Here is a 26,679-nt window from a genome sequence, read left to right as displayed (position 1 = left end):
TGGCAGATGGATTCGGCTGTTCAACCCGCCGTGAAGGCGGGCATCACGATCTGATCGACGACGCGCTCGATGAACGCGCGATCGATCGGTGCGGCGAGAACGGTGACGTGGTGGAAAGTCAACGCCGGGATGACTGCACCGAGGAGTTCGATGTCGGGGGAACCGGTGATCTCGCCGCGGCGCCGCGCGCGGTCCACGATCGCAGCGAACACACCGCGCCGGGGTGCGGTGATCGTGGTGGTGACCGTATCGCGTAGCCGGCTGTCACCGGTCATCGCGGTCAGCAGCCCGGCGATGATCGTGTCGCGTCGCGCGTCGCCGTCGTGCCACGTGGCGGCCATCTCGATGAGATCGCCGCGTAGGGAACCGGTGTCCGGTATCCGTCCGGGATTCTGTAGGTGCCCGATCGCGGCGGTGACCAGTTCGGGTTTGCCTGCCCAGCGTCGATACACCGTCGTCTTGGCCGCCCCGCAGCGGGCAGCGACGGCATCTATGGTCAACCGGTCGTAGCCGACCTCGGCCAGGAGATCCTGCGTGGCGACCAGCAAGTCGTGGTCGCGATCCGTGCTGCGGGGGCGCCCGGTTGCCGGGGGCGAACTCTGGGTCACGCCTGCATCCTCCCGGTGGGCGTCGAGGAGGGGGTGGTCGCCCCCGGTTTCAATACGAAACGATACTGTATCGTAGCGTAATGTCGAACGTCCTGACTACCGAGGAGATGGCGATGCCCTTCACACCCGCGGAGCTCGAATTCCTCCATGAGGCGCAGATCGGGCGGCTGTGCACGATATCTGCGGCCGGTCGGCCGCAGATCCGCCCGGTCGGTGTGCATCTCGCCGCGGACGGCGATGGCATCGAGATCGTCGGGCACGCGCTGGCCGGCACGCAGAAGTGGCGCAATGTCCTCGGCAATCCCGAGGTCGCCTTCATCGTCGACACCGTGACTTCCCTCGAACCTCCGCGAGCGCGCGGTCTCGAGATCCGGGGCACCGCGCGCGCGTTTCCCGGCGCCGGAACGACCGAAGGCGGACTCAGCGGCGACATCATCCACATTCGCCCGCGGCGCATCATTTCCTGGGGAATCGACGGCGATCGCGTCGCCGGTCGCGACGTCGAATAGGGCACGTGACCTCGGGGGCCGGAGGTCGATCGACTGAGGGTTGTGTCCAACGAATAGACGAGCTCGCCGATCCAGCGTGGTGCTGATTTGCCGCTGGGTTGGCGCTGCCGTCGTGGCTGAGACTGTGTCTCATGTCGCGGTTCGTGCCTTGGCGAGCATCTTGAAGCAGGCGAGCGTGGGAGCGAGAGTCAAGAACCCGAGGGAGTGTTCGGCCTTGCGGTCGTAGCGCAGGTTGAGCCGGTGGTAGCCGGTCAGCCACGAGAAGCTGCGTTCCACTACCCACCGATGCCGACCGAGACGGTCGCTGCGTTCGATACTCCTGCGGGCGATACGGACTCCGATACCTCGGTCAGCGCCCCAGCGGCGCAGCTCGGCGATGTCGTATGCCTTGTCCGCGTGCAACTTCGCGGGTCGGCGCCGGCGGGTATCGCCGTGCTGATGAACACCACCGCCCCGCGACAAGCCGACTGACCGAGACCGATCGCCGTCACCGGCGAGATCGGACGACACGCGAGATCGGAACTCCTCGGCACCGGCGCAGCTCGCGCACTGCCCTTGGTGCGACATAGATCGCACCAAGGGCGCCGACGATCTTCGATTCGAAGATTTGCGGCAGCGGAATTTGTTCCTGCGGATAAGAAATGCGGCGACCGATATTCGCGTTTGCGAATCCGCTTCACAGAACAGGAACGCGTTCTAGCCTGTCGGGCATGGGGAACATTTCGTGGGACCGGGCCCGTTCAGTGGGGTGCCGAGTGGTCGGCTGCGTCGCGACGATGGCGACAGTGGTCGGCGTCGGGGTCGCCTGGTCGACCTCGGCACCGATGCCCGCCTCGGCGACACCGAACACCACCGACGCGTTCTTCGATGTGCCGTGGGATCTGGAATCCGTCGAGCCCGGGGCGATCCTGCGGTGGCGGCCGATCGAGGCTGTCGCGCTGCAGCTGGTCCCCATGCGAGTGCATGCCTGGCAGCTGCTGTATCGCACGACTGCCGCCGACGGCTCACCGTACGCGGCGGTCACGACCGTCCTCGCGGCTGGTGAGGCGCCGCCGCGGGCCGTTCTGTCCTACGACAGCATGATCGACGCGATCGCTCCGGAATGCATGCCCTCGACGGTGCTGCGCGGTGGCGCGCCATGGTTGAGCTTCGACGGCCAGGGAGGCCCTGTCGCGTTGTCCACGACGGCATCCGAATCTGCGATGATCGCGGCGGGGCTCCGGCAGGGCTGGGCGGTGTCAGTACCCGACCTGGGCGGTCTGCGCAACAACTTCCTCAGCCCACGCGAGCCCGGATTCGCGGCGCTGGATGGTATTCGCGCGGTCCGCAACTTCACCGAACTCGGTCCTATCGACGCGAACGTGCCCGCCACGCTGTGGGGATACTCCGGCGGCGGCATCGCCACCGCATGGGCCGCCGAGGTGCAGCCGTGGTACGCCCCGGAAATCCCGATCGCCGGAATGGCGATCGGCGCACCGGTGGCGGACTTCGCCGCAGCACTTCGTAATGGCAACAACTCACCGGTGAGTGGTCTCGTCGCGGTGGGATTGGCCGGACTGCGCCAGGATTCACCCGAACTCGCGGCCAAGCTGGATGGCTGGCTCACCGACAGCGGACGGGCGATGATGACCCAGGCCGCGCTCAACTGCACCCCACAGAATCTGCTGAGCTTCGGCTTCCGCGATTTCGGTGGCGACCTCGGACGCTCGGTCGACGATCTGCTCGCCGACCCCTTGGTCGCTGCACTGCTGGCAGAACGTGCTCTGGGCACGGCGGCACCGACAGCGCCGCTCTACATCTACAACAGTGTCGACGACGAGCTGAGCACGATCGGCTCCCTGGATGCCCTCGTCGACCGGTACTGCCGATCCGGCACCGCTGTCACCTATCGGCGCGATACGACGCCGTCGACGGTTTCCGCCCACACCTTCGGGTGGGGCACCGGTGCCCCAGCGGCCTTCGCCTGGCTCACAGAACGAGTTGCGCGACAAGACCGCCCGGCCGGCTGCGACACCCAGACCGGCCCCACCATCGCCACGCCGGAGGCGCTGACCGCGCTCGGCGAAGACTTCGTCGGTGGCGTGGCCGCAGCGATCGCAGGGCCGCGATGATCAACAACGAACTGCTCCACGGTCAACTCCGGATCACTGTGCTGATCTGACACCCGGCGCGGTCCCGCTACACCGACAGCATGATCTGCGATCCGTCGCGCACTTCGTGTTCCAGCGGCCGGGCCATTGAGCCCCCCGCCACCGAGATCGTGTCGGCGTGCCTCGACCCGCCGGGCGGCGATGGCATGGACCATCGCCTGTGCCCGCCGATGGCTTGCTGCGGCCTCACCGCGGAAGCGGAATCTGTAGGGCCGCAGTGTCGACGGCTCGAGGCATTGCCGCCACCTCGCACCGATTGTGCACTGTCACAGCTCGGGGATACGGTCGCCGGTTTCGAACCCTTCTGCTCGGCGCAGAATTTCGGCTTCTGCCGTGAGTCTCAGGAGCGAGGCCTGCGACAGGCCGTTCGCGTGGACACACAGCGCTCGTAGGTGAGGATTGCGCAAACCGGTGATCACTCCGTTGTCGTGGACATCAGTCAAATACTGCGGATTGTGCATGAATTCTCCTGGAGACAGCGCGGAATACTGTCCGCTATATCGGCTCGAGACCGGCAGAGAAAGGCACTCGCGTACCACGCCCGCTTCGGCGTAGTGGCAGATCGATTCAACACCATCACCCACACGGCCGTACGCGGATGGTGGAAGGAACGTGCAATTGATGGGCCTTTCGTCGCCAGTTCGAACAGTCCCGCGGTAGAACGCGGTGCGGTCAGCTACTCATGGCCGCGGTCAGTGGTGCCATGTCGAAGTAGTCGCGCCAGGCACGGATTCGCCCGTCGGCGATCTCGAAGACGCCCGTCACCGGCAGTTCGATGGTCTGCTCAGCGAGCCGGAAGGTGTCGACACGTTCATTGAAGACCAGGTTGCCTTCGGCGACCTGGTGTCGGATGTGAAATTCGATGCCGCCGAAGGCTCCGATGAACCCGGCCAGGAAGTCGCGGATCGCGCTTCTTCCGGTGACAGCGGACATGGGGATGTTGTGGTAGATCGCGTCGTCGGTGAAGTACTCGGCGAGCTCATCGGCACTGCCATGCGCCCACAGGGCGCAGAACGCGGCGACGAGGCTTCCGGGATCGGGGTTGTTCTCGAGGGTCACGGCAGAGTCTCTTTCGATTGTTCGGGCAGATCAGGTGAGCAGCAACTGGACCTGGAGTTCGCCGACGAGGAAGCCAAGGACCGCACCGATGGCGACCAGCTTCCATTCGTCCTGTTTGAACGCGGGGCGCAGCAGCCCTTCGTATTCCTGGTCTGTGAGCTGGGCGAGCTTGCCGTCGAGCGTTTCTCGTAGCCCCAGGGCGTCGAGGGCATGCGGGTCCAACGCGTGGGTGGATTGCCGCAGGATTGTCAGGATGCGGTCGTTGAGTTCGGTTTTGAGGGCAGCGTAGCCATCATCGAGGCAGACCGCGGTCGTCCATCGCCGCACTGGCCTGGCTTGGGAGTCCATGAAGGCGCCGATGTGGCGGGCCAGCAGTTCGGTCACGCGGTCACTGCGCGGGCCGGTCAATACCCCGTCGAGAATGACTGCGGGTGAGAGAATCTCGGTGGTCACCAGGGTGATGTAGTCCTCGCTCACCTGCGCTCTGCGGCGATGGAACATGCCCTGCCAGATCGTGAGTGGGCCCACACGCAGGGGCCGTATCGGCCGGAAGATCATCTGCAAGGCCAGCCAGTCGGTGGTCAGCCCGGTGAGCGCGCCGAAGGCGGGCATGAGCCAGGTGGACTCGGTGAACGCCCACGTGATCATCTGCACCAGACCGAGCACGAAGCCGAACAACAACCCGGAACGGACGATGAACCGCAGTTCATGATCGCCTACGCGGCGCACCATGCGCACCAGCAGCGCCTTGTCCCGGGTGAGCGCGTCGGTGGCCATGGCGCGCAAATCCACGATGTCGTCCAGATAGGTGCGCAGATCATCGACGAGGCCCTCGATCATGGCAGGCAGGTCTCGTTTGATGCGATGCACGAGAGCCTGTTTGGCGAAGTCGGGGGCGGCGGCCCACATCTGCGGCTGTTGGCTGCGCATCACTTCTTCGACCAGATGGTCGACCATGGCGTCCAGGGGTTCCCGCAGATTCGTGGTCATTTCTTCGACGTCGATGCGCCGCAGGATCTCCTGCGGGTCGATCAGCCGCGAGAACATCAGATCGATGGCGATCGATGCCATACGCGGCGCGGCGCGCGGGACGACGCCTTGCCAGCCGAGCCACGGCGGGATACCGCGAAACTCCAGCGGCCGCAACAACATCTCGACGGCCGCCAGTTTGGTGACCCACCCGATGAAGGCCGCCACCAACGGGATCGAGGCGTACAGCAACCAGTTCTCGGTGAAGTTCGCGGCCAGATCGGCGATCATCGGGCGCCCGAGACTCTCACACGCACCGGTTCCACGACACACGCAAGGCGTTGGGACCGCGCAGTGCGGTACCGACCTGGCTGACCACCCGCGCGTCCTCGCTCGCGCCTTCGTCGAGCCGGAGTCCGGGCAGGCGCCGCAGCAGTACCTGCAGCGCGACGGTCAACTCCGCGATGGCCAGCCAGTTGCCCGCACAGCTGTGCGGTCCCTGACCGAAGGCCAGCATCGTCATCTGGCGCCGGGTGATGTCGAATTCGTCGGGACGCTCGAACACCGCGGGGTCGCGCAGCGCGGCGTTGATCGAGAAGATCATCGGGGTCAGCGGCGGAATCGGGATTCCGTGCCAGTCCACCGCCTCCGGGCAGGCCCGCGGCAGCAAACCGACCGGCGGCTCCCAGCGCAAGCCCTCCCAGATCGCCCAGGCGGTGTGCTCGTCGATATCGGATTCGAGCAGCGCCATTTGATCCGGGTGGGTCAGCAGCGCCGAGAGGGTGTTGCCCAAGGCCAGCATCGTGGTGTCCGCGCCGGCGGGGAACAGCAGCCGCAGGAACGACAACACCTGCTCGTCGTCGAGGTACTCCCCTTCCGCGGACTCGGTGACCAGCATCGAGATCAGGTCGTCTCCGGGTTCGCGGCGGCGCTCGGCCAGGATCGGGGTCACATAATCGGTGAATTCCCGCGAAGCGCGCATCGCCGCCTCCGGGTCCATCGGGAAATAGAACAGATCGTGGGCCCACCGGTGCACGGTCGCTTCGTCCTGCACCGGCAACCCGAGCAGACGGCTGATCACCAGCACCGGGTATTTGGTGGTGAATTCGGCGACCAGCTCCGCGTGACCACGTCCAGCGAAGCGGTCGATCAGCTCGTGCGCGAGCGGTTCCAGGATCGGCTCGATGAACGCCGAGACCTTGTTGCGCCGGAACGGCGGAGTCGCCACTCCGCGGGCGATGCGATGTTCGGTGCCCTCCATGCATTGCAGGGTGCGACCGAGAACCGGCCCCGTGGTCATGCGGTAGATCGCCGCCGCGGGGAAGGTCGGCTCGTCCTTGAACGCGGCGCTGACCAGTTCGTTGGTCAGCAGGAGCACCGCCCGCACTCCCGCGAAAGGCACGATCGCGTAGGGGCGACGCGAGCGCAGGTCGGCGAGCGTGGTGTGCAGGTCCGGGATTTCCCCGAAAGCGAAATCGATGCCGTCGATATCAGTGACATCGAGCAGGTTCGGCGCAGTCATTGAGCCTCCAATACAGATACTCGTATCATGTGACCCAAATATTGGGCTCGGACACTGTAGGGGGCGTTGTGCCATCTGACAAGACACCGGCAGCGGAGACCTCGCCGCCGACCCGGCGAGTCATCGCGGTGCTCGAACTCCTGGCCGAGGAAACACCGCGCACCTCCGCGCAGATCGCGGACCGCCTCGGGCTCTCACGTTCCACCGTCGGCAATGTGCTCACCGAACTCCAAGGCCACGAGTGGGTTACCCGGCGGGCGGACCTGTCCTACGAGCTGGGGCCGGCCTTGTGGCGCACCGCCGATCGCGGCACACACCACCGCGACGACCCCGACCCACGCCATTCCGCACTGCGCCGACTCGCTCGCGAAGTCGACTGCGGCGCGGCGCTGCTCGAGGTCCACGGCGCCGAGGTCCGATTCGCCATCGTCGTGGAGAACCGCGGCCGAATTCCCGCGGGCATATCGATCGGCACCCACCTGCCCCTGATCCCACCGGCGGCCGCGACCATCATCGCCCACTCCGATCAGAGTTCCCGCGAAAGATGGCTCGCCGCGGCAGATCTCGAGCACCGGACCGAGTACGAGACCTTGCTGGCCGACATCCGGGTGATGGGCGCGGCGGTGTGGGGTGTGGACGCACACAGCCTGACCACCCTCGACGTACTGGCCGACGTGGTCGAACACCTCGATCACACTCCGAACAGCCACATCCTGCGCGAACGAGTTCTGGCCCTGCTCGGCGGCATCAGCGGCCACCCCTATCGGCCCGCAGACCTCGACGACGACACTGCCCTACCGATCAGCTATATCTCCGCCGCCGTGCTGCACGAACACGGCGAACCCACCGCCGAACTGCTGATCGGCCCACTGCGTTCCGCGGTGACCCGCGAGGAACGCGATCACTATCTCGGAGCTCTCACCGACTCCGCGCGCTCGATCCCCTCGCGCACAGGTACGAGGTGGCCACCCAGGTCCGGGAGAACAGACGCACCGACGATATCGAGCTCCGGTGCGTAGCTGCGCTTCAGCTCCGCAGCGTGACCGGTGGCGATCGGCACCGGACCGCGCCGCCGCCCGTGGCTGCCGGGAGAGCACGGGCCCTGGGCAGCGCACGGCACAGCGACTGAGCGTCCTGTGTCAACGAGGACGGCGGCCGCCGAGGATCCGCAGGCTCTGGCAGAGCAGACGCCACAGACCGGTCAGAACGCCGGGCCGTGCGAGCACGGTGGTGACCGTCTCGGTGCTCGGTTCCGGGAGCGGACGCCCGGCGAAGCGGTCATCGAGCCAGTCGAACATCAACGGCGTGGCGAACACGGCGAGTGACAGGTGCTCGCTGAGGCGGTCGCGCAGGTAGGTGACGTGGACGTCGGCGGCGCGATAGCGCTGAACCTGGCCGTCGACGTCGTCCACCGAGATGAGCGGATCGCGCACGCTCTGCACGACGAACATCGGCATCGAAGGCTTGTGGGTACCCAGTTGCAGGCTCTGCATCAGTGCCACGATCTCCGGCTGCGCCAGCACATCGGCCAGCGGCTCGGTGGTCAGGTCGTCCCAGTCCGTCAGCGGAGCGCTGAACACCGCGCCGATGGTGGTCCGGTCGGCCAATCCGGCCAGCCGACGTTGCGCGGCGGTGGAGGCGGAGCGGTCGAGGACGGCGTCGAGAGCCGGTGAGACGCGGCGCAATCCGTGCACCACCAAGCCGGGCAGGCCCGAGAACACCGAGCCGTTCAACCGCAGGAAGGTCGAGGCGGGATCACCGACCGGTGATCCGGCGGCCGCGCCGACGATGGCCAGTTCGGGTGCGTAGGAGTCGGCCATCTCGGCCGCCCAGGACGTGGCCATGCCGCCGCCGGAGTACCCGAACAACCCGACGGGCGTCTCCGGGCTCAGACCGAGTTCGGCGAAATCCAGGGTGGCGCGGACGCCGTCGAGGGATCGATATCCCGGCTCCCGGGGCGCGCCGAACACGCCGAGCATGCCTTCGTGGTCGGGTACCGCGACGACCCAGCCGCGCGCGAGCGCGCCACCGATGAGGAACAGCTCGAACTGCGGCACCGCACCTAGCGCGCGACTCCCGTGCCGCAGCGCGTAGGACGGAAAACACCGTGACGACACGGCGTCGATCGCGCATTGGAAGCTCAGCACCCGCGGCGACCTGCCCGTCTCGTGCGCCGGCACCAGCACGGTCACCACCGCGGTATCGGGCCTGCCGTCGAGATCCGCGGTGCGGTAGAGCAGCTGCCAGGCCGTGATGGACTGGCGGATCAACCCGAACGCGGAGATCGTGACGGGCCTGCTGTGCAGGACCGAGCCGGGCGCCGTCATCTCCCACCCCCGCGGCGGAGTGTGGAACGGATCGTCCTCGGGGCGCAGCGTCCGCCCTGGATGCGGAAAGCGCAGCGGTTCGACGGGGACGAATTCCTCGTGGATATCGACGTCGACGGTCATCTCGGATCCTTCCCGACCGCAACCCCCATTGGTCCCGGCCTCGATGCAATTGTTCTGGAACGCAACGGTTCCTGTCACTGCACGATGAGGAGAATCCCGCACCCCTGAGTTCTCACGATGCGCGATCTCCGGCACCGGTCGCCCTCGTCCGCAACGTGGTGAACATCTGTCGATCGTGTGCGGTGAACACCGTCACCGCGGGTTCCCGCCGCGTGAGGTCCGCAAGCGCGCGGGTGTTGTTCCAGCGCGCGGCGGCCGCCCGGAGGCCGGGACCGCCGTAGCAGGCCACCATCATCCGGCGCACCGGATCATCGAGATCACGCGTGGTGAGCAAGGCGTCGCCCGCGTGCAGCAACCAACCAGCCGGCGTGTTCACCGCGACGCCGACATGGCCGCGGGTGTGCCCGTAGAGCGGCACGACGAGGATGTCGGTGCCGAGGCCCGGCAGCGCGCGAACCGCGTCGAGCCCGAACCACGTGTCCGATCCCTCCGCTTCGTTCACGACCCAGCGGGGACCGTGCTCCCACTGCGCCGGACGATAGCGCGGTCGCTCCGCCCAGCGCGGCGACTGCGCGGCCCGCAATTCCGGCCCGTGCACATGGATTCGCGCCGCAGGGAAGTCGGCGAGTCCGCCCGCGTGGTCGTAGTCGAGATGGGTCAGCACGATGTCGGTCACATCAGTGTCCCGATAGCCGAAGCTCTCGATCTGGCTGCGGGCGGTGACACGGGGATCGAGACGGGGACGGAACAGGCGCCGGGACCACCCGAGCCGGGCGGGATCGGCGACATCCGCGCTGCCGAAGCCGGTGTCGACCAAGACCAACCCGCGCGCGGTCTCGATCAGCAGACAGTGATCGACCAGGCCGCCGATCATCGGGCCGCAGTCGAGATGATGGACGCGCACGGCTACTTCAGCGGAAGCGCGCCGCCGGCGCCACCCACGTCGACGACCTGCCAGCCGCTACCCGCGTCGACGGTGACCGCGTAGTGGACGGTGGTGCGGGTCTTTTCGGTGGTCTGCGCGCTCGTCGAGTCCACCTCGACGTAGACGTCGACCAGGAACACCTCCGCCGATCTCGAGGCCACCTTCGCGCTGGACGCGGATCCAGTGGAGGTCCACTGCATCGGGACCAGGATGTCCTTCAGTTTCGGTGCGGTGGCGTCGAACTTGGCGGCGAGCGTGGTGGACGTACCCGCTTTGAGCCTGCCCACCCACGAGTCGACGTCGCGATAGTCGACCTGGGACGCACCGACGGCGTAGTCGGTGGCCACCCGCTCGGCCCGCAGGTCGTCCGCCGCGTCCCGCTGGAGCGAATTCAGGTCGGCGCGCGCGTTGACCCACAGCACCGCGAAACACACGCCGGCCAGGATGCCGAACACCGCCAGCGCCCCGGTCAGCAGCGTCGACACCGGAAGGGTCAGCTGCCTTCTGGCAGGGCGACGCTCGGCGGGCTCCTCGTCGGTCGGGCTGGGTGCGGGCAGGGTCTGCGCGGTCATCTCGATCCTCAATCGTTTGCGGCTATTTGACATTGATGCGCAGGTGCAGCGCACCCGCGGGTTCACTCGCCGCGGCCGCCGATCCGATCAGCGCGCTCAGATCCAGTCCGCCCAGCGAGGCGGTCGCGGCGTCGGCCAGTGGTTGCAGGGCGGGGGCGAGCGGTGCGATCTCCGGGCCGGCCCGATCGATCCAGTCGGTCAGCTTGTCGAGGAACGGCACCAAGCCGTTGCCCTCGACATACATCTCCGGCGTCTCTCCCGTGCGGACCAGGCGCTGAACGGCCTGGGCGATCTCGTCGACCCGCTGCCCGAACTCGACGAACTTCGGCGCGGCGGCCGAGAACGCGGGGCCGGTCCACGCCATATCGGGGACGACCTGCTGGAGATCGGTGAGCAGGCGGCCGTAGGTGGCCGAACGGCTCATCAGCATGGCCGCGATGAGATCGCTCGACCGCGCCATCCCCGGCACCAGCTGCCCGGTGTCGCGCAGCGCCGCCTCCGCGGTGGCGACCAGCCGATCCAGGACGGCCGGGTCGAGCTGTTCCATCGCCTCGGTGATCAGCCGGGCCACCGCCGCGATGGACAGTGGCGCGCGGATCTTCTCCCCTGCCAGCCGCTGGCCGTCCCGCAGGAACGGGCCATCGGCGGACTCGGGTGCGAAGACGACGTAGGGCTCGCCGAGGCCGGACAGCGATTCGATGAACACCGTGCTGTCGAGCGGGATCCGGTAGCGCGTGTCGACGCGGAAACCGACCTCGACCAGCCCCCGCACCCGCCGCACGGCATCGACCGAACCGACCTCGACGCCACGCAGCAGGATCGGCGAACCCGGTTGCAGCCCCGCCGCGTCCGGCAGCTCGATGGTGGCGCCGATCGCCTCCCGCGTCGGTTCGAACCGCACCACGCCGAAGGTCAGGTAGCCGACGCCGACCACGGTGATCACCGCGATGCCGAGCAGCGACAGCAGCGGTCCCGCCTTCATCGCACCGCGCCGATCATCCGCAGCGCCGCCACGATCGAGGCCACCTGATCGTCGGTGCTCACCGGTCCGTCCTGGCCGCTGGTGACCCGCGCGCCGGTGACGTTCAGCTTCGGTCCGCGCTCGAAGAAGGGAATGATCCGATCCCGGATCAGCGCGACCAGCGCGTTGAGGTTCGACGGCGCCGACAGATCGAGGGGGCGCCCGGTGAGTGCCAGCGGCACGAACGCCTTGGCGGCGGCGTCGCCCGACGCGGCCAGGGGGGCCAGCCAGGCCAGCGAGTGCGCTACCCCGCCGAGCGCGCCGAGTACCCCGACGACGTTCACGATCGAGGCGACCGACGCCGAGGCCTGCGCCACCCCGGGTTCGGTGAGCAACTCGGCGAGCCGGTCCTTCCTGGCGTCGACCGCGCCGACCGTCTGGCTCATGCCGTCGAGCAACGTGTCGGCCGCGTGCAGGTTGGCCGCCAGGTCCTGGAAGTCGGCCCCGATCACCTGGGCGATGCGGCGGGTCTCGGCGGGGTCTTCGGGGAAGACGGTGTTGAGCTGATCGACGATGTCCTGGAAGCGGGTGATCGCGCCACCCTGGACCAGCGTCGACATCCCCGCGAGGGTGTCCTCGATCTGGCTGGCCGGTCTGGTCTGCGCCCGGGGAATCACGCCGCCGGGCTGCACCCGGGGCGCCTGCCCGCCCGGAGTGGATGTCAGCTCGATGTGGATGTCGCCGAGCACGGTGTTCTGGCGCAGCTGCGCGACGGTGTCGGTACGCAGCTCCACGGATTCGGTGATCTCGGTCGTGACGACGACATAGCCGCCGCTCGCACCGTCGACCACGGCGACGTCGGCTACCGTGCCCACGCGCACGCCGTCGGCCATCACCTTGGCACGGGCAGGCAGATTGAGCGCGTTGGCGAACTCGATGCGCACCGGATAGGTGGCGCCGTCGACGCCGGTGCCCGGCACCGGCACGGTCGCGGGGTCGAACGCACACCCCGTCGCCACGAGCGCGACCGCCGCGGCCACCGCCGCGAGCGCGCGTCGCCGCCGGGTCCCGATCGTGTCCCTCATCGTGCTCCCACCAATCCGAATACCAATCGAGACAACGGAATACGTCCGGGATCCGACGCGCAGTCCGGCGCCCCACCGAGGGCGCACAGTTGGGCCGCGACCTCCGGCGGCACCGCGACCGCAGGCGGCGCGTAGTCCAGCCCGCGTGCCGGATCGGCGACCGACTGGGCGGCGGCGGCCAGCACGGGCACCCGGACGACGATGTCACGCAGCGTGTCCACGTTCACCCGGATCAGCCGCACGAGTGGGATCGACGCGTCGAGCACCCGGAAGATCGGATCGCCGAACATCGAGGTGATCTCGTTCAGCATCGGCAGCACCCGCTGGAACCCGTCGATGATTTCCACCGTGCGGCTGAACAATTGGTTGTTCACCTGGTCGAGCACGGTGGCCAGCCGGGTCAGCATCAGCCGGATGTCACCCCACCGTTGCGCCACGCTGCCCGAGATCGCGGCGAGCGAGTCGATGAGGCCGCCCAGGCGGCCGATCGCGGCGTCGGGACTGTCCAGCAGGGCGGCGAGATCGGTGATCCCGGCATTGATCTCGGGCCCGGTGCCCGCCGTGGCGCTGTCCAGGGCGGCCAGCCCGCGCCGCAGCGCGTCCCTGGTGCCGGATTCGGGACCGAGGGTCTGCGCGGCAAGCCCGGCCACGGCATCGAGGGTCTGGGTCATGCTCTTGGGCGTGAGAGTTCTGGTGATGCAGCCGTTCTCGTCACGGGTACGCCCGGGATCACGGCCGGGCAGGACCGCCAGTTGCCGATCCGCGACGATCGTGTCGGACACGGTGACCGCCGCCGCGTCCTCGGGGACCGGGTGACGTTCGTCGACGGTGAAGTCGACCCGGACCGTCTCGCCGCGCGGGTCGATCGCGGTGATCTCGCCGACCGCCATACCGCGCAATGTGACGTGGTTGCCCACGTAGAGCCCGATCGTGTCGGGGAACATGGCGCAGTACGACTTGGTCGCCACTGGTGGCCGCAGCACCAGCAGGTAGGCGGCGACGGCCACCACCGCCACCACCACCGCGGCCAGCACGGAGACGAACCCGCGGGAGATGAGCATGCGGCGCAGCATCAGCACACCCGTCCCGCCACCGGAACGCACACCGCGCTGTCCGGGCCGAGCGTGGTCCCCGACTGGTCGACGCTCACCCCGCCCGAAGGCGGGACCAGCGCGCTCAACCGCTGAGCCAGCTCGTGCACCCCGTCGATGACCGGCTGCAGCCGGTCGCCGAGCGCGATGAGCTCGGGCACGGCGTCGGCGAGCTTGACGGCCATCGGCCGCAGCGTCGACTCCCAGCTGGGCTGGACCCCGGCCAGCCTGCTGACCACCCGATCGAGCTGCTCCACCGCGACCCTGACCTCACTCTGCTTGTCGGCCAACATGGTTTCGAGCAGCGAGATCTTCTCGACCAGCCGGCCCAGCTCGCCCCTGGCCTGCTCGACCGCGCCGAGCTGCTCGTCGGCGATGGCGATCGCCTTGCTCACCTCCACGCGCTGACTGTCCAGCGCGGCGACGAATTGCCCGATCCCGGCGACGGTTTCGCGGATCCCCTCCGGGCTCGCGGTGATCGAACCGCTCAGCGCCTCGAGATTCGCCCGCAGCTGATCGCCGTCGATCGCCCGCAGCGGCTCGACGGCGTCCTGGAAGGTCTGGGACAGGTTGTAGGGCAGGCGTACCCGGTCCGTGGGAATCGGCGTCTGTCCCAGCGGATCGGTGCCAGCGGGAACGAGGGCGACGTAATGACCGCCGACGATGGTGAGCATCCGGATGTCCAGGCTGGTCTGGGCGCCCACGAAGACGTCACCGTCGACGGTGAAAGTCATCTCCACGGACGTGTCGGTGAGTTCGAGTCCGGTCACCGCGCCGACCGGAACGCCGGCCAGCCGCACGTCGTCGCCGACGCGGACAGCCTGTGCCTCGGGGAGCAGCGCGGTATAGGTCCGCTTGCCGAATGGCACCGCGTACAGAGCGGCCACCGCGAGCAGCGCGCCGATCAGCACGACGATGCCTGCCAGGCCTGCCCACAGTTCGGTGCGCCGCACGGCGGCCTCGTCGCGGCTCGTCACGACGGACCGCATCCCGGCGATCGTCCGGCTCAGCCGCGACATACCGACACCTGCTGTCCGGCGAACAGGATCGCGACAGGCGCGGGTACCTCGGCCGCCCCCTTCGTACAGGTCTTGTCGACACCGCTGCCGGTAGCGGGCAGCGCCATCCGCAGCCCGGTCAGCAACGACGGCAGTTTGCCGATGATCTCGGCCACCGCAGCCGGATCGGGCACGGCTTGTCGCAGGGCATTCGCAAGGTCGGGGTTCTCGTCCTCGGTCAGGCCGAATGTGGCCAGTAGGGAGTCCACCGGGCCGAGCACGGGCGGCGCGGTCATCGCGAAGTCGATCAATCCGTTGACCTTGATCTGAAGGGAGGTGAACACGTCGGCCAGCTTCGACAGCAGCGTCACCAGGTGCTGTGACCGACCGCCGAGGGCGTCGGAGATTCCGGCGAGGTTGCTGATCAGCGTGGTGATCAGCTGCTGCCGGTCGGCGACGTAGCCGCTGAGGGTGCCGATGGCCGCGAGCGCGGGACCGATGCCGTTGCCGTCGCCTTCGATCACGGCGAGCAGGCTGCTGGTGAACTGGTTCAGCGCTTCCGGCGAGAGCGTCGCGAGTACCGGCTTCAGTCCGTTGAACAGCGTCGTCACGTCGAACGAGGGCACGGTGCGGTCGACGCCGATGAGGGCACCGGCCGGGGTCCGTCCCGCCGGGGCCGCCGGTTGTTGCAGGTCGACATAGCGCTGGCCGGTGAGGTTCTGGTATCGGATCGCCAGGCGCGAGTTGTCGTGGACGGAGGTGCCGGTGCGCACCGAGAAGCCGACGACCGCCTCCCTGCCGCGCAGTGAGATGTCGTTCACCTTGCCGACCTGCACGCCGTAGAGCCGGATGTCGTCACCGGTCTTCAACCCGTTGACATCGGTGAACACGGCCCGATAGTCCACGGTGTCGCCCGCGACCGGCCGCTGGATGGCCGTCACGACCAGGGCGAGCACGGCGATCATCGCCGCGCCGAAAAGTGCCAGCCGCCAGGCGGATCCGCTGACCGAGGTCATTGCGGAACCACCTGCCCGCCGAGTAGCGGGATCATCGGCACCGGCGCGATCCGCAGGTCGACATCGACGTTCAGCGCCGGGCCGGACTCGGTATCGGTGAACGCCGAGCGCAGATTCGCCAGCAGCGCGGTCAGCTCCGCGCTGCTGCGCTGCGGGTCGGGGACGGCACGTCCCACCGCGTCCAGCACCGGGACCGCCATGGCGGCATACGCTGGGAACTGCTCCTTCGCGTGATACAGCATGGTCTGCAGCCCGGGGAACAACTGCTGCGTAACCATGTCGATCGTGGCGTCGAAGCGGGCCCGCCCGGTTCGCAGAACTTCGATTCGGGTCACCCGGTCGATCACGTCGATGGTCGCGCCCGCGAACTGCCCCGCACCCACGAGGGTCGTGCCCAGCTGCTCGAGCTGGAACGACGGTGGCAGCGTCTGGTTGTCGGCGACGGTGCGCGCGGTCACCACCATGGCTTGCAGCAGCGGGGTGAAAGCCCTGGTGTCGGTGGCGAGTTGGTCCAGCACGACAGCGAGCCGGGCGGCCAGTGCCTGGTCGCCGACGGTGGCCAGGCCGCGCAGCAGGTTGCCCATCGTCGCGTCGACGGCGTCGGCGGCGCGCGGGCCGGTCAGATCGACCACCGACCCGGTGCGCAGCGGCGCTCCGCCGCGGCCGGGACGCAGCTGGATCTCGCTGATCCCGAACAGGTTCGAGGTTCCGTAGTCGACTTTCATGCTGTCGTCGATGCCGTCGAGCTGCGATCGGTCCACGTCCAGCGTGATCGCCTGGGTGCCCAGGCTCAGCGGCGCGATGTCGGTCACCTTTCCCACGACGACGCCGTCGGCCCGCACCCGGGTTCCGACGACGATCCCGTCGCCGAGTCGCTGTGTGCGCAGCACGATCTCGGTGCCCTGCACGTCTTCCCCGTGCGTCGCGACCTGCCAGCCGAGCAGGCCGGCCGCGGCGGCCACCACGGCCACCGCGCTCACCACGAGTGCCCCCCGCTGCCCGATGGAAACCCCGGGCAATCCATAATTCGGCATCCCTACCCCGTGAAATCGATGGCGGCGTTGAATCCCCACAACGCGATGGACAACAACATGTCGATGGCGATGATCGCGACGAAGCTGGCGCGCACCGCGCGGCCGGAGGCGATGCCGACCCCCTGTGGGCCACCGGCCGCGAAGAAGCCGTAATAGCACTGGATCAGGATCACCACGGTCGCGAAGATCGCGACCTTCACCACCGCCGCGACCACGTCGAATCCGGTGACGAACTGGAAGAAATAATGGTCGTAGACCCCGGCCGACTGCCCGTGCACCATCGTGATCACCGCCCGGCACGACAGGTACGACAGGATCAGGCCGATCAGGAAGGTCGGGATGATCGCGATCGCGCCGGCGATCACCCGGGTGGTCACCACGAACGGGATCGAACGCAGGCCGAGCGCCTCGATCGCGTCGATCTCCTCGGAGATGCGCATCGAGCCGATCTCGGCGGTCATCCGGCAGCCGGCCTGGGCGGCGAACCCGATCGCGGCGGCGATCGGGGCGAGCTCACGGGTGGTGGCGTAGGCCGAGATGAGGCCGGTCACCGGTCCCATGCCGAGCATGTTCAGGGTCGCGAACGATTCGACCGCGACCGATCCGCCCATGGCCAGGCCGAGCACGATCATCATCGGCACGGTGCCGCCGCCGACGATCACCGATCCACTGCCCCAGGTCATCCCGGAGATCGAGCGCATGGTCTCGGCGCGGTAGCGGCGCAGCGTCAGTGGGACGGCCGAGAGCGCTTGCCACACGAAACTCAGTGCGAAGCCCAGGTTTTCGAGCGGCCGGGTCATCCCGCCGTTGCGCCGCCACCGCTCGAATCGGCCGAGCCCCCACGGGGCGTAGGTGGAACTCATGCCAGCCTCGTCGGCAGGAACATGGCGGTCACCTGCGTGATCGCGAGGTTGACCACGACGATGGCGACGACCGAGAGCACCACCGAGGCGTTCACCGCGTCGGCGACGCCGCGCGGTCCACCCTTGGCCTCGAGCCCGCGTTGACAGGCGATCACCACGACGAGGAAGCCGAAGATCACCGCCTTCACCAGTGAAACAGCAACGTCGGCGACCGTGGTGAAGGAGCCGAAGGTGGCCCAGTAGCTGCCGGGCGTCACGTTCTGCCCGCCGATCGCCACCAGATACCCGGCGAGCACGCCGACGAAGATGATCAGGATGTTGAGCAGGGGTGCCACCAGAACCATGGCGATCATGCGCGGGATGACCAGGCGGTGCACGGGGCTGATGCCCATGGTGTGCAGCGCGTCGATCTCCTCGCGGATCGTGCGGGCGCCCAGGTCGGCCGCGATGGCCGAGGCGCCTGCCCCGCCGAGCAGGAATCCGGTCGCCATGGGCGCGCCCTGTTTGATCACGCCGAGGCCGCCGGTGGCGCCGAGCAGCGAGTCGGCGCCGAGAGTGTGGATCAGATTGCCCACCTGCACCGAGACGATCACGCCGAAGGGCACCGCCATCAGGATCGCGGGGATCGCTGTCACCGTCACCAGTCGCCATGCCTGCGTGAGGATCTCGCGCCACTGCAGGGTACGGCCGAGGACATCGGTGCCCGCGCCGGCCACCGACGAGACGGCCAGCACAATGGCGCGGCCGAGGGTACGGATCGACGAGCCGATGGTGTCGGTGACGTTCTTGCCGATCAGTCCGGGCAGACCGGGGGCCGAGGTCGGCATCCGGGTCGGCCCCACCGCTGGTATACGGCTGCGGAGGTCTTCCTCCAATGCTTCGGCGCCTTCCGTCGAACTCACCCGAATGGTGACCCGGGCCATAACCGTGAACGGTGTTCGAATCTAAGGAAGTTTCCGACGTGTTGTCACTGCACGATGCCGAGAACGTGGCGGTACCCGATTAGTCTCTCGAAACTAATCGGCCGGTCACAAGCTCGTTCGTGGTATCAACAAGCCAAACGGTCAACCGACCAGTTCACGGGAATTTTGCGTCGTCCTCGTTTACCGTCACAATTTGCCCATGTCGCCCGCTCGTCCACTCGATCTCGACTCGCCACTCATCAGCCGCGCCGTGCCACGGCTGACCGAGCTGGCGACCGAGCTGCTCGACGCGGGCCTGGCGCAAATCCCGGGCACCGAGCAGCTGCCGCCCGGACACTTCACCGAGGACGTCGTTCCGTCGATCGTTGCGGTCGTGGCCACGGTCCTGCGGGCGATCGACGAGCAACGCGAGATCGACGCCGACGAAATCGCGGCACTGGTGGTCCCCGTGGTCGAGCGGCAGGCCGAGGAACGCATTCCCCTGCGCATCGCGATCAAGGCGTTCTTCGGCGGCGTGCACCGCTTCTGGCAGGAGATCGCGGCGCAGGCTCAGCCGGCGGATCTCCCCGATCTGATCAGCCTGTCCAGCCTGCTGCTCGACCTGCTGGAGCACCTCAACATCATCATGGCCGAAACGCATTCCGACGTCGTCCAGTCCATCTTCGGCACCGAACGGGAAGCCCGGCGCGAATTGTCCTCGGCGCTGCTGCACGGCGGATCGGCCGAGGAACTGGCCGTTCGCGCCGATATCGCCCTCGCCGACGAGTACGACCTGCTCGCGGTGCGGGTTCCGGCCGGCGACCGGCGCGTCCTGCTCGCCGAGGACGCGCTCGCGCGCCGCCGCGTCCGGCTCGCGCGCGAAATGCTCAACGACCTGTCCGGGTTGAGCCCGCTGCACACCTTCGACGGCACCACGGGCTACGTCCTGCTCCCCCCACCGGCGGACGGTTCCGACGCGGTGCGCTACGGCAATGTGGCGACCGAGCTCTCCCAGCAACTGGACGCGCCGGTCGTGGTGATCGAGTTCCACGCCGTGACCAGGACCCGATTACCCGAGGCCGTGCGCGAGATCGCCGAACTGTCCGAGCTGGCCATGAGTCTCGGCAAGCCCGCAGGCACCTACACCCTCGACGACTTGATGCTCGAATATCAGCTCACCCGGCCGGGACCGGCCCGCGACCGGCTGGCAACCCGCATCGTGCCGCTGCTCGAACACCCGCATCTGTTCGAGGCGCTGCAGGCGCACATCCGCTTCGGCTGGGACCGCAAGCGCGCAGCCGCCGCGGTACACCTGCATCCGAACAGCTTCAGCTACCGGCTCCGCCGGGTCGCCGAGCTGACCGGTTTCGACCCGTCCGAGCCCAATGATTCGCGGATGCTCGCGGCTGCCCTGACGGTGTACGAATTATTTCCACCGCAGCGTGGCGCGGAAAACGAATGACCACCTGAGTTTTTCGTTTCCAGGCACAAAATCGTGGTGTCGCCTTTCTTCTCATCGTGCAGTGACAAGACGGATTTTCCGACTCGATACTTGTCATTCGACCCATCGAGCAAGGGGCATTGCGGCCGACCCATCCAGCGACGGTGACGGTGCCCGAACAGCAAAGGCGCTGACATGATCTCGTCGTCCGACCGCGACCCCGTCGACCGTCCCTTTCTCCTGCGCACCGACTTCCCTGGCGGCAGTCTGCGCTCGCGTGCCGTGTCGCGAACACTGCGGTGCACGGTGAAACCGATCATCGCGCTCGTCATGCGCATGCCGGACCGGCGCTGGCCCTTTCACCTCGTCGATTGGCTCGGCAGGCCATTGACCTCGGCGCGCGGCGTCACCCGGGCGGCGGTCGCCCTGCCGAACTGCGCCGCGATCCTCACCAAGCCCGTCGAGATCAGGGACGAGCGGTACATCGTCTACCTTCACGGGGGCGCGTTCCTGGTCGGCGGTAACCACCTGCACCGGCAGCTGACCGCCCGAATCGCCGCTGACTTCGGCGCCGAGGTTCTCGCCGTGACCTACCGCAAAATGCCCGCGCACAGCGTCGCTGTCTCGATCGCCGACAGCATCGAGGGGTATCGGTACGCGCTCGACCAGGGCGCACGCCCCGAGAACATCACGATCATGGGCGATTCGGCGGGCGGCTACCTGGCCCTGATGACGGCGATCGAGCTACGCCGCCAGGGACTGCCCCAGCCCGCCGCCGTCGTCGCGATGTCGCCGCTCACCGACTGGGATCTGCCACCCCGCCCCACCTCGGCCTGCGCGGTGTTCCCCCGTGAGATGCGAAGCGCGTTCCGCGACTTCGCGGTGAATGCCGGGCAGGGCACCGTGCCGGAATCACCCGCGCGCTGCGATCTCACCGGCCTCCCACCCGTGCTGATCCAGGCAAGCACGACCGAAACCGTCTGTCCAGACGCCGAATTGATGGCCGAGCGCCTCGCCGACCACGGAGTCAGCTGCGAGCTGCAGCTGTGGGCCGACGAGGTCCACGTTTTCCAAGCCGCCGCCTCGGTGACACCCGAAGCGGCATCCGCCGTCGCCGAGATCGGCCGGTTCCTCGACCGCACCGTCGGCGCGAAGGCGATCGACCGCACCGCCTGATCCGCACCACCCGAAGGAGATCCCCACTTGTCCGACGCCACCACGGTCCTGCTCACCGAACTCGGCGGCGAACCGGCCGATGTCATCGCTGCGCTCACCCCAGAAGAAGCGGTCACGGTGCTGACCCTCTATCTGAAGGTGCGGCAGTCGCGTCGCGCGGAGCTGGAGACCGCCATCGACGACACCCTCGGCTTCCTGCCGCGGCTGGTCCGAATTCCCGCTCGCAAGATCATGTTCGGAAAGTAGCGCCATGACCGACCTGCTCACCCGCCACCAGCTGCTCATGCTCGCACGGACCCTGCGGACCGACCCCGCCAACCTCGAGAGCATGGCCCGGCTCGGCGCGCAGAACCTGCGAGTCCTGCGTGAACGCCTCTCCGGCCTGCTCTTCGACGCCGATGAGCCAGTGTTCGCGCGACTGTCCAAACTCTCACCGTTGGTCCCCGACACGCTGCTGACGAAGATCACCGTGGCCGCGGTACCGCCGGAGGTGGGTGGCCGCGCGGGCGGATCGCTCGGACTGGCCCATCCCGAGCGAGTGGCCCACGTCCTGTCCACGCTTCCTCCGACCTATCTGGCCGACGCCGCGCCGCATCTGGATCCGCGAACGGTCGCCGCGCTGGCCCCCCTGCTCTCCGGCGGAATGCTCATCCCCACAGCCACCGAATTGCTCGCTCGCCGCGACTACACCACCGCGGGCAAGTTCGTCGAGCACGCGACCGACGCCCTGATCGACGATTTCGCGCAGGGGCTCTCCGACGACGTCGGGCTGCTGTGCGCCGTAGCTGTGGTTCCTGACGCAGACAAGCTCGACCAGGTGGTGAGCCGACTGTCGCCCGCTCGCCGGGACGCCCTCTTTCGCGCCGCCGCCACCGATACCGACGCGGCGGTCCTGGCCGTGCTGTCGGTGCTGGCCCGGTTGGGTGCGGAGAACCGGGCTCGCGCGACGGCCGCGTTGATCGATTCGCTCGACGACGCGGCACTGCGTCGGCTGACCGGCGTCGCCGCGGAGCAGCACGCACTCGGCGAACTGCTGACCGCACTGTCGGGCACTCCCGCGACCACGCGGTCGCGCGTCGCCGCGACCATCGCCAAGGACGCCGATCAGCTCGACGCCGTAGTGACCGCCGCGGCGACCAGCCCGGAGGTCGAGGACATGCTGCAAGCCATCCGCGCGCAGCACAGCTGAGGTTTCGTTCCCGGCGCTCCGGCGCGCGGAAAGGGCGCCGTGAACGATAGATGCCGCCGACGTGTCTCCCGCGCCGGCGGCATCGCTGTATGCACGGGACCAGCTCGGCGCGCTCGGTCAGCGCGAGTCTCGAAATGAATACATAACGATTCCGCAACTACCGGAAGACGCGACCAAGATCGACATCGCTTGCCGTTCAGGTTCCGTTCACCTTATGTTAAGAGGCGGCGCAAAGTCTGCGGCAGCCGGTGCGTCACACGAGCATCATTGCGCATCACGACACCCTGCGTGCAAAGTGTTCGAACGATGCTTCAACCGGCTCAAGCAGTTCCGTGACCTGGCCACTCGCTACGCCAAACGTGCTGTCTACTACCAGGCAGAACTCACCATCGCCGCGATTATTGTCTGGCTCGACGACTTACAGGACCGGCCCTAATCACCAGTCGGCCACTCGACTTCCCAGGCCACCCGTGTTCCCACCTTGGATGCGCCCCGCCGTGGGCACGTCCAAGATGGGAACACGATAGGATCGGTACCGGCGAACCGAAGTCGCTAGACCGTGTAGGAATCCACGACGGCCAGGCTTTTTCCGGTTGCCCATGTTTTGTGTGCCCTGCCGAGGGCACGAACCTGCGACGCTATTTCCGCAGTTCAACGCCATTTGCCTCATGATTCCGGGGACGTTTCATCACGAAAGCCCAGGCCAGTCGCGTTCACCCCGGAGGACTGGTAGGGCACCGCGAACATGGGAACACCACCACCGCGGAGGTGCAGATCCGTGCTGAAGTGTACGGGGGCATATGCGTAACCGAGTTCCTCGCGCGACAGTCAGACGGAAGCTGCGATTCGTCCGGAGCACGGCCTACACAATCTCTCGGGCCACCGCGATCGTCACCGCTGACAGGGCACCGGCGGCTACTACGCCGAGGACGAGCATGCCTGTGGCCGCCGAAAACGATTGGCATCCGCCGACAGGCAGCGCCACTCCCGTGACTGTCAATATCGCGTTGGCGGTAACTGCGGTGGTCCCGGCGACTACCGACTGGGCCACCCGACGCGCACGCGCGATGGCTGCGCCGCCGATACCGACCAGCGAGCCGACCACGACACCGAGCGCAACGACGGCACCTGTGGTCGCGTCGACGAATCCCGTGAGCAGTAGGGCGAAGAATGACAGACCATAGGTCAGTTCGGCCGCTCCGATGGCTTGAATCGCGCGCTGAGCACGAACCGGGCTGTCCCATCTGCGGCGGGGCGGGGCGGTTTGTGGGGTGATGGTGTGAGTCATTGTCGATTCCTTTCTGTATGCGATGGCTTCCATGTGGTTCGGGTCGGTGTCGTGGCGGTGGCCGCGGCAGCCAGAGCCGCTGGTGGCTCACCTGCGCCGCGTGAGTCGGCGGGTCAACCACACACGGCGGGGGTGGTAGGGCGGGGTGATCCAGCGCAGGGTGTCGGGTGTTCGAGGTTTGGCAAGGACCGGTTTGTCGTGGGTGAAGGTCTGCCACGAGTAGTGACCGTGGTAGGCGCCCATGCCGCTGGCGCCGATTCCACCGAAGGGCAGCGTGTGGCCGGCGACTTGGAGCAGGGCCGCGTTGTGCACGATCGAGCCCGAGGACGTGCGCTGCTCGAACAGGCGTCGCACTCGCGGCACGTCGCTGAACACGTACAGCGCCAAGGGTTTGTCCCAGCCGTTGATGACGCGGATGGCTTCTTCGGGCGAGGCGACGGCGATGATGGGCAGGATCGGGCCGAAGATCTCCTCGGCCAGCAGCGGATGTCGCGCCTGGGGCCCGATCTCGGTGGGGATGTCGGGAGCGAAGGTGACCACGGTCGGCGCGAGGTAGCGGTCGGCGCGATCGTGGTCGCCGCCGATGGCTATCTCGGTGCCGTCGAGGTAGCCGGTGAGCCGGTCGAAGTGGCGGTCGTTGACGATGCGCCCGTAGTCGTTGCTGTGGCGCGGGTCGGGTCCGAAGATCTCGGCGATCGCGGTGCGTAGGGCATCGATGATCACCGGGATCCGGTCCGGGGTGGTCAGGACGTAATCCGGTGCGACACAGGATTGTCCGGCGTTGGTGAACTTCGCCCAGACGAGTCGGCGTGCCACTGTCGGCAGGTGGGCGATGTCGTCGACCCAGGCCGGGGATTTGCCGCCGAGCTCGAGTGTGACCGGGGTGAGGTGCTCGGCGGCCGCGCGCATGACCACCCGGCCCACGGTGCCGCCGCCGGTGAACACGATGTGATCGAAGTGTTGGGTCAGCAGCTCGGTGGTCTGGCGGGAGTTGCCTTCGACGACGGACACGGTGTGTTCGGGGAAGTAGCGCGGGACCAGCCGTGCGATCAGCGCGGAGGTGGCCGGGGCCAGGTCGCTGGGTTTGAGGACCGCGGTGTTCCCTGCCGCAAGCACCCCGACCAGTGGCGCGAGCAGCAGTTGGACCGGGTAGTTCCAGGCGGAGATGATCAGCACGACACCGAGGGGTTCGGGCAGGATCCGGGCCCTGGCGGGGGCGAAGGCCAGCGGTACCGGGAGGCGGCGCGGGCGTGCCCAGCGGCGCAGGTGCCGCAGGGTGTGGTCGATGTCGGCGACGACGACGTCGATCTCGGTCAGATGCGCTTCGGTCGGGTTCTTGTGCAGGTCGTCGTGGAGGGCTGCGGTGAGTGCCTCGTCGTTGTCGACCAGCAGGCGCCGCAAAGCTCGCAGGTGATGGGCGCGGGCACGCAGCGGGCGGGTCCATCCGGTGTCGAAGCGGGCGCGTGCGACGGCGACGGTCTCGGGAATCGGTGCGGTGGTGATGGGCATGACGGCCTCCGGAACCTCGGGTCGATCCAGCGGCCGGTCAGGCCGCGAATCCGCGCTGTTGGGAGCGGCCGAGCATGCCCGCGTTCTTCAGGTAGTGCGGCAGATTCCGGAGTGGATGCCGCTTGGGGTCGGGGTTCTTGCCCTCGCCGAGCCGTCGCAGCTGCACCCCGTACCAGAGCAGCTCCCCCATGCCCTCGAGGTGCTTGATCCGCAGCGGCCGCGGTGCCACCGCCAGTGCTCGATCGGCCGTGCCGGTGAGCAGGCGATGCGGAAGGTCCGGCTCCATGATCAGCGGACGGCCCAGACCGATGACATCGACCGCGCCACCGTGTAGCGCTTCGGACATTCCCGCTGTCGAGCGGAACCCACCTGTGACCATCAGTGGCAGGTTCGCGTGCGCGGCGGTGATCGCGGCGCCCACTCGCTCGGCGTAGTCGAGGAAGTAGGCCTCGCGGGCGCGGGTGGATTCACGGACCTGGTCGGCGGCGCCCATGAAAGCGGTGGATTCGTAGTTGCCGCCGGAGATCTCGAGCAGGTCGACCCCGGCCGCGGCGAGGTCGAGAACCACCTCGACCGACTCGTCCTCGGTCATTCCGCCGCGTTGGAAGTCCGCAGAGTTGAGTTTGACCGAGATCGGGGTGTGGACGCCGAGTTCGGCTCGCGTCGCGCGCACGATCTCGAGCAATAGCCGCCGCCGCTTCTGCGGGGTTCCGCCCCAGGCGTCGGTGCGCTTGTTGGTCAACGGTGACAGGAACTGGCTCAGCAGGTACCCGTGTGCGGCGTGGATCTGCACGCCGGTGAAACCGGCGTCGACCACCAGCCTGGCGGAGGCAGCGAATCGGGCGACTACTTCTTCGATTTCGGGCGAGGTGAGTTCGCGCGGGGTGCCGAACACTCCTGGCGCGCCGGTGACGGCGACCTTGGAGGGCGCTACGGCTTCCCGATTGAGTGCGCGCGGGGCCTGGCGGCCGGGGTGATTGAGCTGGACCCACGCCTGCGCGTTACCTGCGGTCGCGGCAGCGGCCCACTTCGACAGTGCCTCGAGGTGGCGGTCGTCCTCTACCGCGACGTTGCCGACTTCGCCGAGGGCGCGGCGATCGACCATGACGTTGCCGGTGATCAGCAGGCCTGCGCCGGATTGCGACCACCGTTCGTAGAGGCGGATCAGGTTCGGGGTCGGTGCCTGGTCCCGGTCGCCGAGGCCTTCGCTCAGCGCGGACTTCGCGAGCCGGTTCGGCAGGCTCACGCTGCTGGGCAATGTCAGGGAGGTGGTGAGGTCGATGGCCATGAAGAACACCTTTCTAGATGGTTGTTCTAAAACTATAGAGGTCTTCTACTTTTAGAATCAAGGGTGATATTGTG

General features: G+C 67.8%; 29 protein-coding genes. 9 read left to right on the top strand and 20 right to left on the bottom strand.

Features of this window, described 5'->3' with window-relative positions; all coding sequences use genetic code 11:
* Nucleotides 1-20 precede the first annotated feature (20 nt).
* On the bottom strand, nucleotides 21-608 hold the full coding sequence (locus DFR69_RS25420; RefSeq protein WP_110040159.1) for a TetR/AcrR family transcriptional regulator: 588 nt from the start codon (nucleotides 606-608) through the stop codon (nucleotides 21-23).
* A gap of 80 nt (nucleotides 609-688) precedes the next feature.
* Between DFR69_RS25420 and DFR69_RS25415 the strand changes: the two genes are divergently transcribed.
* Nucleotides 689-1,117, top strand: coding sequence for a PPOX class F420-dependent oxidoreductase (locus tag DFR69_RS25415; RefSeq protein ID WP_244198455.1), 429 nt, complete (start codon nucleotides 689-691; stop codon nucleotides 1,115-1,117).
* A 129-nt stretch (nucleotides 1,118-1,246) separates the two neighbouring features.
* Here DFR69_RS25415 and DFR69_RS34615 read toward each other — a convergent pair whose 3' ends face one another.
* Nucleotides 1,247-1,486: a transposase gene (locus DFR69_RS34615; protein WP_373867006.1), complete on the bottom strand. Its 240-nt coding sequence runs from the start codon at nucleotides 1,484-1,486 to the stop codon at nucleotides 1,247-1,249.
* Between DFR69_RS34615 and DFR69_RS35810 the strand changes: the two genes are divergently transcribed.
* Nucleotides 1,403-1,588: a hypothetical protein gene (locus DFR69_RS35810; RefSeq protein WP_373867008.1), complete on the top strand. Its 186-nt coding sequence runs from the start codon at nucleotides 1,403-1,405 to the stop codon at nucleotides 1,586-1,588. The two genes, DFR69_RS34615 and DFR69_RS35810, sit on opposite strands and share 84 nt — an antisense overlap.
* Nucleotides 1,589-1,827: 239 nt before the next feature.
* A complete protein-coding gene (locus tag DFR69_RS25405) occupies nucleotides 1,828-3,228 on the top strand; it encodes a lipase family protein (RefSeq protein ID WP_208644050.1) in 1,401 nt (466 codons plus the stop codon).
* Between the two features lie 305 nt (nucleotides 3,229-3,533).
* Here DFR69_RS25405 and DFR69_RS34185 read toward each other — a convergent pair whose 3' ends face one another.
* From DFR69_RS34185 to DFR69_RS25390, 4 genes are all read right to left on the bottom strand, one after another.
* Nucleotides 3,534-3,728: a hypothetical protein gene (locus DFR69_RS34185; protein ID WP_146229420.1), complete on the bottom strand. Its 195-nt coding sequence runs from the start codon at nucleotides 3,726-3,728 to the stop codon at nucleotides 3,534-3,536.
* 211 nt (nucleotides 3,729-3,939) lie between these two features.
* The gene (locus DFR69_RS25400) at nucleotides 3,940-4,326 is read right to left on the bottom strand and encodes a limonene-1,2-epoxide hydrolase family protein (RefSeq protein ID WP_110040157.1); all 387 of its coding nucleotides are present in this window, start codon (nucleotides 4,324-4,326) and stop codon (nucleotides 3,940-3,942) included.
* Nucleotides 4,327-4,356: 30 nt separating this feature from the next.
* Nucleotides 4,357-5,586 carry a DUF445 domain-containing protein gene (locus DFR69_RS25395; RefSeq protein ID WP_110040156.1) on the bottom strand — a complete coding sequence of 410 codons (1,230 nt, stop codon included), beginning with the start codon at nucleotides 5,584-5,586 and terminating at the stop codon, nucleotides 4,357-4,359.
* Between the two features lie 16 nt (nucleotides 5,587-5,602).
* Nucleotides 5,603-6,817: a cytochrome P450 gene (locus DFR69_RS25390; protein ID WP_110040155.1), complete on the bottom strand. Its 1,215-nt coding sequence runs from the start codon at nucleotides 6,815-6,817 to the stop codon at nucleotides 5,603-5,605.
* A gap of 68 nt (nucleotides 6,818-6,885) precedes the next feature.
* Here DFR69_RS25390 and DFR69_RS25385 point away from each other — a divergent pair, with 68 nt between their 5' ends.
* The gene (locus tag DFR69_RS25385) at nucleotides 6,886-7,836 is read left to right on the top strand and encodes a helix-turn-helix domain-containing protein (protein WP_167456401.1); all 951 of its coding nucleotides are present in this window, start codon (nucleotides 6,886-6,888) and stop codon (nucleotides 7,834-7,836) included.
* A gap of 120 nt (nucleotides 7,837-7,956) precedes the next feature.
* On the opposite strand, the gene DFR69_RS25380 is transcribed toward DFR69_RS25385, so the two are convergent.
* From DFR69_RS25380 to DFR69_RS25330, 11 genes are all read right to left on the bottom strand, one after another.
* A complete protein-coding gene (locus DFR69_RS25380) occupies nucleotides 7,957-9,267 on the bottom strand; it encodes a lipase family protein (RefSeq protein WP_110040153.1) in 1,311 nt (436 codons plus the stop codon).
* A 112-nt stretch (nucleotides 9,268-9,379) separates the two neighbouring features.
* Nucleotides 9,380-10,171 carry an MBL fold metallo-hydrolase gene (locus DFR69_RS25375; RefSeq protein WP_110040152.1) on the bottom strand — a complete coding sequence of 264 codons (792 nt, stop codon included), beginning with the start codon at nucleotides 10,169-10,171 and terminating at the stop codon, nucleotides 9,380-9,382.
* A gap of 2 nt (nucleotides 10,172-10,173) precedes the next feature.
* On the bottom strand, nucleotides 10,174-10,764 hold the full coding sequence (locus DFR69_RS25370; protein ID WP_244198454.1) for a hypothetical protein: 591 nt from the start codon (nucleotides 10,762-10,764) through the stop codon (nucleotides 10,174-10,176).
* 22 nt (nucleotides 10,765-10,786) lie between these two features.
* A complete protein-coding gene (locus DFR69_RS25365) occupies nucleotides 10,787-11,746 on the bottom strand; it encodes an MlaD family protein (RefSeq protein WP_110040151.1) in 960 nt (319 codons plus the stop codon).
* The gene (locus tag DFR69_RS25360) at nucleotides 11,743-12,810 is read right to left on the bottom strand and encodes an MlaD family protein (protein WP_110040150.1); all 1,068 of its coding nucleotides are present in this window, start codon (nucleotides 12,808-12,810) and stop codon (nucleotides 11,743-11,745) included. Before DFR69_RS25360 ends, DFR69_RS25365 begins: the two co-directional genes overlap by 4 nt.
* Nucleotides 12,807-13,871, bottom strand: a complete 1,065-nt coding sequence (locus tag DFR69_RS25355; protein ID WP_167456400.1) for an MlaD family protein — start codon at nucleotides 13,869-13,871, stop codon at nucleotides 12,807-12,809. Before DFR69_RS25355 ends, DFR69_RS25360 begins: the two co-directional genes overlap by 4 nt.
* 11 nt (nucleotides 13,872-13,882) lie before the next feature.
* Nucleotides 13,883-14,920, bottom strand: a complete 1,038-nt coding sequence (locus DFR69_RS25350) for an MlaD family protein (RefSeq protein WP_110040148.1) — start codon at nucleotides 14,918-14,920, stop codon at nucleotides 13,883-13,885.
* Nucleotides 14,908-15,915: an MCE family protein gene (locus DFR69_RS25345; protein WP_110040147.1), complete on the bottom strand. Its 1,008-nt coding sequence runs from the start codon at nucleotides 15,913-15,915 to the stop codon at nucleotides 14,908-14,910. The genes DFR69_RS25350 and DFR69_RS25345 overlap by 13 nt, the downstream gene beginning before the upstream one ends.
* Complete coding sequence (locus DFR69_RS25340; RefSeq protein WP_244198453.1) at nucleotides 15,912-16,895, bottom strand: MlaD family protein; 984 nt, start codon at nucleotides 16,893-16,895, stop codon at nucleotides 15,912-15,914. The genes DFR69_RS25345 and DFR69_RS25340 overlap by 4 nt, the downstream gene beginning before the upstream one ends.
* Nucleotides 16,896-16,951: 56 nt before the next feature.
* A complete protein-coding gene (locus DFR69_RS25335; RefSeq protein WP_110040145.1) occupies nucleotides 16,952-17,812 on the bottom strand; it encodes an ABC transporter permease in 861 nt (286 codons plus the stop codon).
* Nucleotides 17,809-18,639, bottom strand: coding sequence for an MlaE family ABC transporter permease (locus tag DFR69_RS25330; RefSeq protein ID WP_110040144.1), 831 nt, complete (start codon nucleotides 18,637-18,639; stop codon nucleotides 17,809-17,811). The genes DFR69_RS25335 and DFR69_RS25330 overlap by 4 nt, the downstream gene beginning before the upstream one ends.
* Before the next feature lie 295 nt (nucleotides 18,640-18,934).
* Between DFR69_RS25330 and DFR69_RS25325 the strand changes: the two genes are divergently transcribed.
* From DFR69_RS25325 to DFR69_RS25305, 5 genes are all read left to right on the top strand, one after another.
* The gene (locus DFR69_RS25325) at nucleotides 18,935-20,176 is read left to right on the top strand and encodes a PucR family transcriptional regulator (protein WP_110040143.1); all 1,242 of its coding nucleotides are present in this window, start codon (nucleotides 18,935-18,937) and stop codon (nucleotides 20,174-20,176) included.
* Between the two features lie 174 nt (nucleotides 20,177-20,350).
* Entirely contained in the window at nucleotides 20,351-21,331 is a 981-nt protein-coding gene (locus DFR69_RS25320) for an alpha/beta hydrolase (RefSeq protein WP_110040142.1), read from the top strand.
* Between the two features lie 27 nt (nucleotides 21,332-21,358).
* Nucleotides 21,359-21,577, top strand: coding sequence for a hypothetical protein (locus DFR69_RS25315; RefSeq protein ID WP_110040141.1), 219 nt, complete (start codon nucleotides 21,359-21,361; stop codon nucleotides 21,575-21,577).
* A gap of 4 nt (nucleotides 21,578-21,581) precedes the next feature.
* Nucleotides 21,582-22,520: a hypothetical protein gene (locus DFR69_RS25310; protein ID WP_110040140.1), complete on the top strand. Its 939-nt coding sequence runs from the start codon at nucleotides 21,582-21,584 to the stop codon at nucleotides 22,518-22,520.
* 295 nt (nucleotides 22,521-22,815) lie between these two features.
* Nucleotides 22,816-22,956 (top strand): transposase, encoded by a 141-nt coding sequence (locus tag DFR69_RS25305; RefSeq protein WP_186817336.1) that lies wholly within the window; start codon nucleotides 22,816-22,818, stop codon nucleotides 22,954-22,956.
* 426 nt (nucleotides 22,957-23,382) lie between these two features.
* Here the strand turns inward: DFR69_RS25305 and DFR69_RS25300 are convergent, their stop codons facing one another.
* From DFR69_RS25300 to DFR69_RS25290, 3 genes are all read right to left on the bottom strand, one after another.
* The gene (locus DFR69_RS25300) at nucleotides 23,383-23,808 is read right to left on the bottom strand and encodes a hypothetical protein (RefSeq protein WP_110040139.1); all 426 of its coding nucleotides are present in this window, start codon (nucleotides 23,806-23,808) and stop codon (nucleotides 23,383-23,385) included.
* A gap of 87 nt (nucleotides 23,809-23,895) precedes the next feature.
* The gene (locus tag DFR69_RS25295; RefSeq protein ID WP_110040138.1) at nucleotides 23,896-25,317 is read right to left on the bottom strand and encodes an aldehyde dehydrogenase family protein; all 1,422 of its coding nucleotides are present in this window, start codon (nucleotides 25,315-25,317) and stop codon (nucleotides 23,896-23,898) included.
* Between the two features lie 37 nt (nucleotides 25,318-25,354).
* Nucleotides 25,355-26,605 (bottom strand): NADH:flavin oxidoreductase/NADH oxidase family protein, encoded by a 1,251-nt coding sequence (locus DFR69_RS25290; RefSeq protein WP_110040313.1) that lies wholly within the window; start codon nucleotides 26,603-26,605, stop codon nucleotides 25,355-25,357.
* Nucleotides 26,606-26,679 lie beyond the last annotated feature (74 nt).

The sequence above is a fragment of the Nocardia neocaledoniensis genome, assembly GCF_003182135.1.
Classification (GTDB): domain Bacteria; phylum Actinomycetota; class Actinomycetes; order Mycobacteriales; family Mycobacteriaceae; genus Nocardia; species Nocardia neocaledoniensis.
The sequence above is the reverse complement of the archived record's forward strand: the minus strand, read 5'-3'. Positions and strand labels throughout refer to the sequence as shown.

What these genes read in the sequence shown, in the direction of transcription:
- DFR69_RS25300 (WP_110040139.1), bottom strand. Translation starts at nt 23,808, where the DNA reads ATGACTCACACCATCACCCCACAAACCGCCCCGCCCCGCCGCAGATGG.
- DFR69_RS25360 (WP_110040150.1), bottom strand. Translation starts at nt 12,810, where the DNA reads ATGAGGGACACGATCGGGACCCGGCGGCGACGCGCGCTCGCGGCGGTG.
- DFR69_RS25370 (WP_244198454.1), bottom strand. Translation starts at nt 10,764, where the DNA reads ATGACCGCGCAGACCCTGCCCGCACCCAGCCCGACCGACGAGGAGCCC.
- DFR69_RS25405 (WP_208644050.1), top strand. Translation starts at nt 1,828, where the DNA reads ATGGGGAACATTTCGTGGGACCGGGCCCGTTCAGTGGGGTGCCGAGTG.
- DFR69_RS25295 (WP_110040138.1), bottom strand. Translation starts at nt 25,317, where the DNA reads ATGCCCATCACCACCGCACCGATTCCCGAGACCGTCGCCGTCGCACGC.
- DFR69_RS25355 (WP_167456400.1), bottom strand. Translation starts at nt 13,871, where the DNA reads ATGCTCATCTCCCGCGGGTTCGTCTCCGTGCTGGCCGCGGTGGTGGTG.
- DFR69_RS25320 (WP_110040142.1), top strand. Translation starts at nt 20,351, where the DNA reads ATGATCTCGTCGTCCGACCGCGACCCCGTCGACCGTCCCTTTCTCCTG.
- DFR69_RS25330 (WP_110040144.1), bottom strand. Translation starts at nt 18,639, where the DNA reads ATGCCGACCTCGGCCCCCGGTCTGCCCGGACTGATCGGCAAGAACGTC.
- DFR69_RS25380 (WP_110040153.1), bottom strand. Translation starts at nt 9,267, where the DNA reads ATGACCGTCGACGTCGATATCCACGAGGAATTCGTCCCCGTCGAACCG.
- DFR69_RS25415 (WP_244198455.1), top strand. Translation starts at nt 689, where the DNA reads ATGTCGAACGTCCTGACTACCGAGGAGATGGCGATGCCCTTCACACCC.
- DFR69_RS34185 (WP_146229420.1), bottom strand. Translation starts at nt 3,728, where the DNA reads ATGCACAATCCGCAGTATTTGACTGATGTCCACGACAACGGAGTGATC.
- DFR69_RS25290 (WP_110040313.1), bottom strand. Translation starts at nt 26,605, where the DNA reads ATGGCCATCGACCTCACCACCTCCCTGACATTGCCCAGCAGCGTGAGC.
- DFR69_RS35810 (WP_373867008.1), top strand. Translation starts at nt 1,403, where the DNA reads ATGCCGACCGAGACGGTCGCTGCGTTCGATACTCCTGCGGGCGATACG.
- DFR69_RS25365 (WP_110040151.1), bottom strand. Translation starts at nt 11,746, where the DNA reads ATGAAGGCGGGACCGCTGCTGTCGCTGCTCGGCATCGCGGTGATCACC.
- DFR69_RS25345 (WP_110040147.1), bottom strand. Translation starts at nt 15,915, where the DNA reads ATGACCTCGGTCAGCGGATCCGCCTGGCGGCTGGCACTTTTCGGCGCG.
- DFR69_RS25310 (WP_110040140.1), top strand. Translation starts at nt 21,582, where the DNA reads ATGACCGACCTGCTCACCCGCCACCAGCTGCTCATGCTCGCACGGACC.
- DFR69_RS25350 (WP_110040148.1), bottom strand. Translation starts at nt 14,920, where the DNA reads ATGTCGCGGCTGAGCCGGACGATCGCCGGGATGCGGTCCGTCGTGACG.
- DFR69_RS25325 (WP_110040143.1), top strand. Translation starts at nt 18,935, where the DNA reads ATGTCGCCCGCTCGTCCACTCGATCTCGACTCGCCACTCATCAGCCGC.
- DFR69_RS25390 (WP_110040155.1), bottom strand. Translation starts at nt 6,817, where the DNA reads ATGACTGCGCCGAACCTGCTCGATGTCACTGATATCGACGGCATCGAT.
- DFR69_RS25395 (WP_110040156.1), bottom strand. Translation starts at nt 5,586, where the DNA reads ATGATCGCCGATCTGGCCGCGAACTTCACCGAGAACTGGTTGCTGTAC.
- DFR69_RS25335 (WP_110040145.1), bottom strand. Translation starts at nt 17,812, where the DNA reads ATGAGTTCCACCTACGCCCCGTGGGGGCTCGGCCGATTCGAGCGGTGG.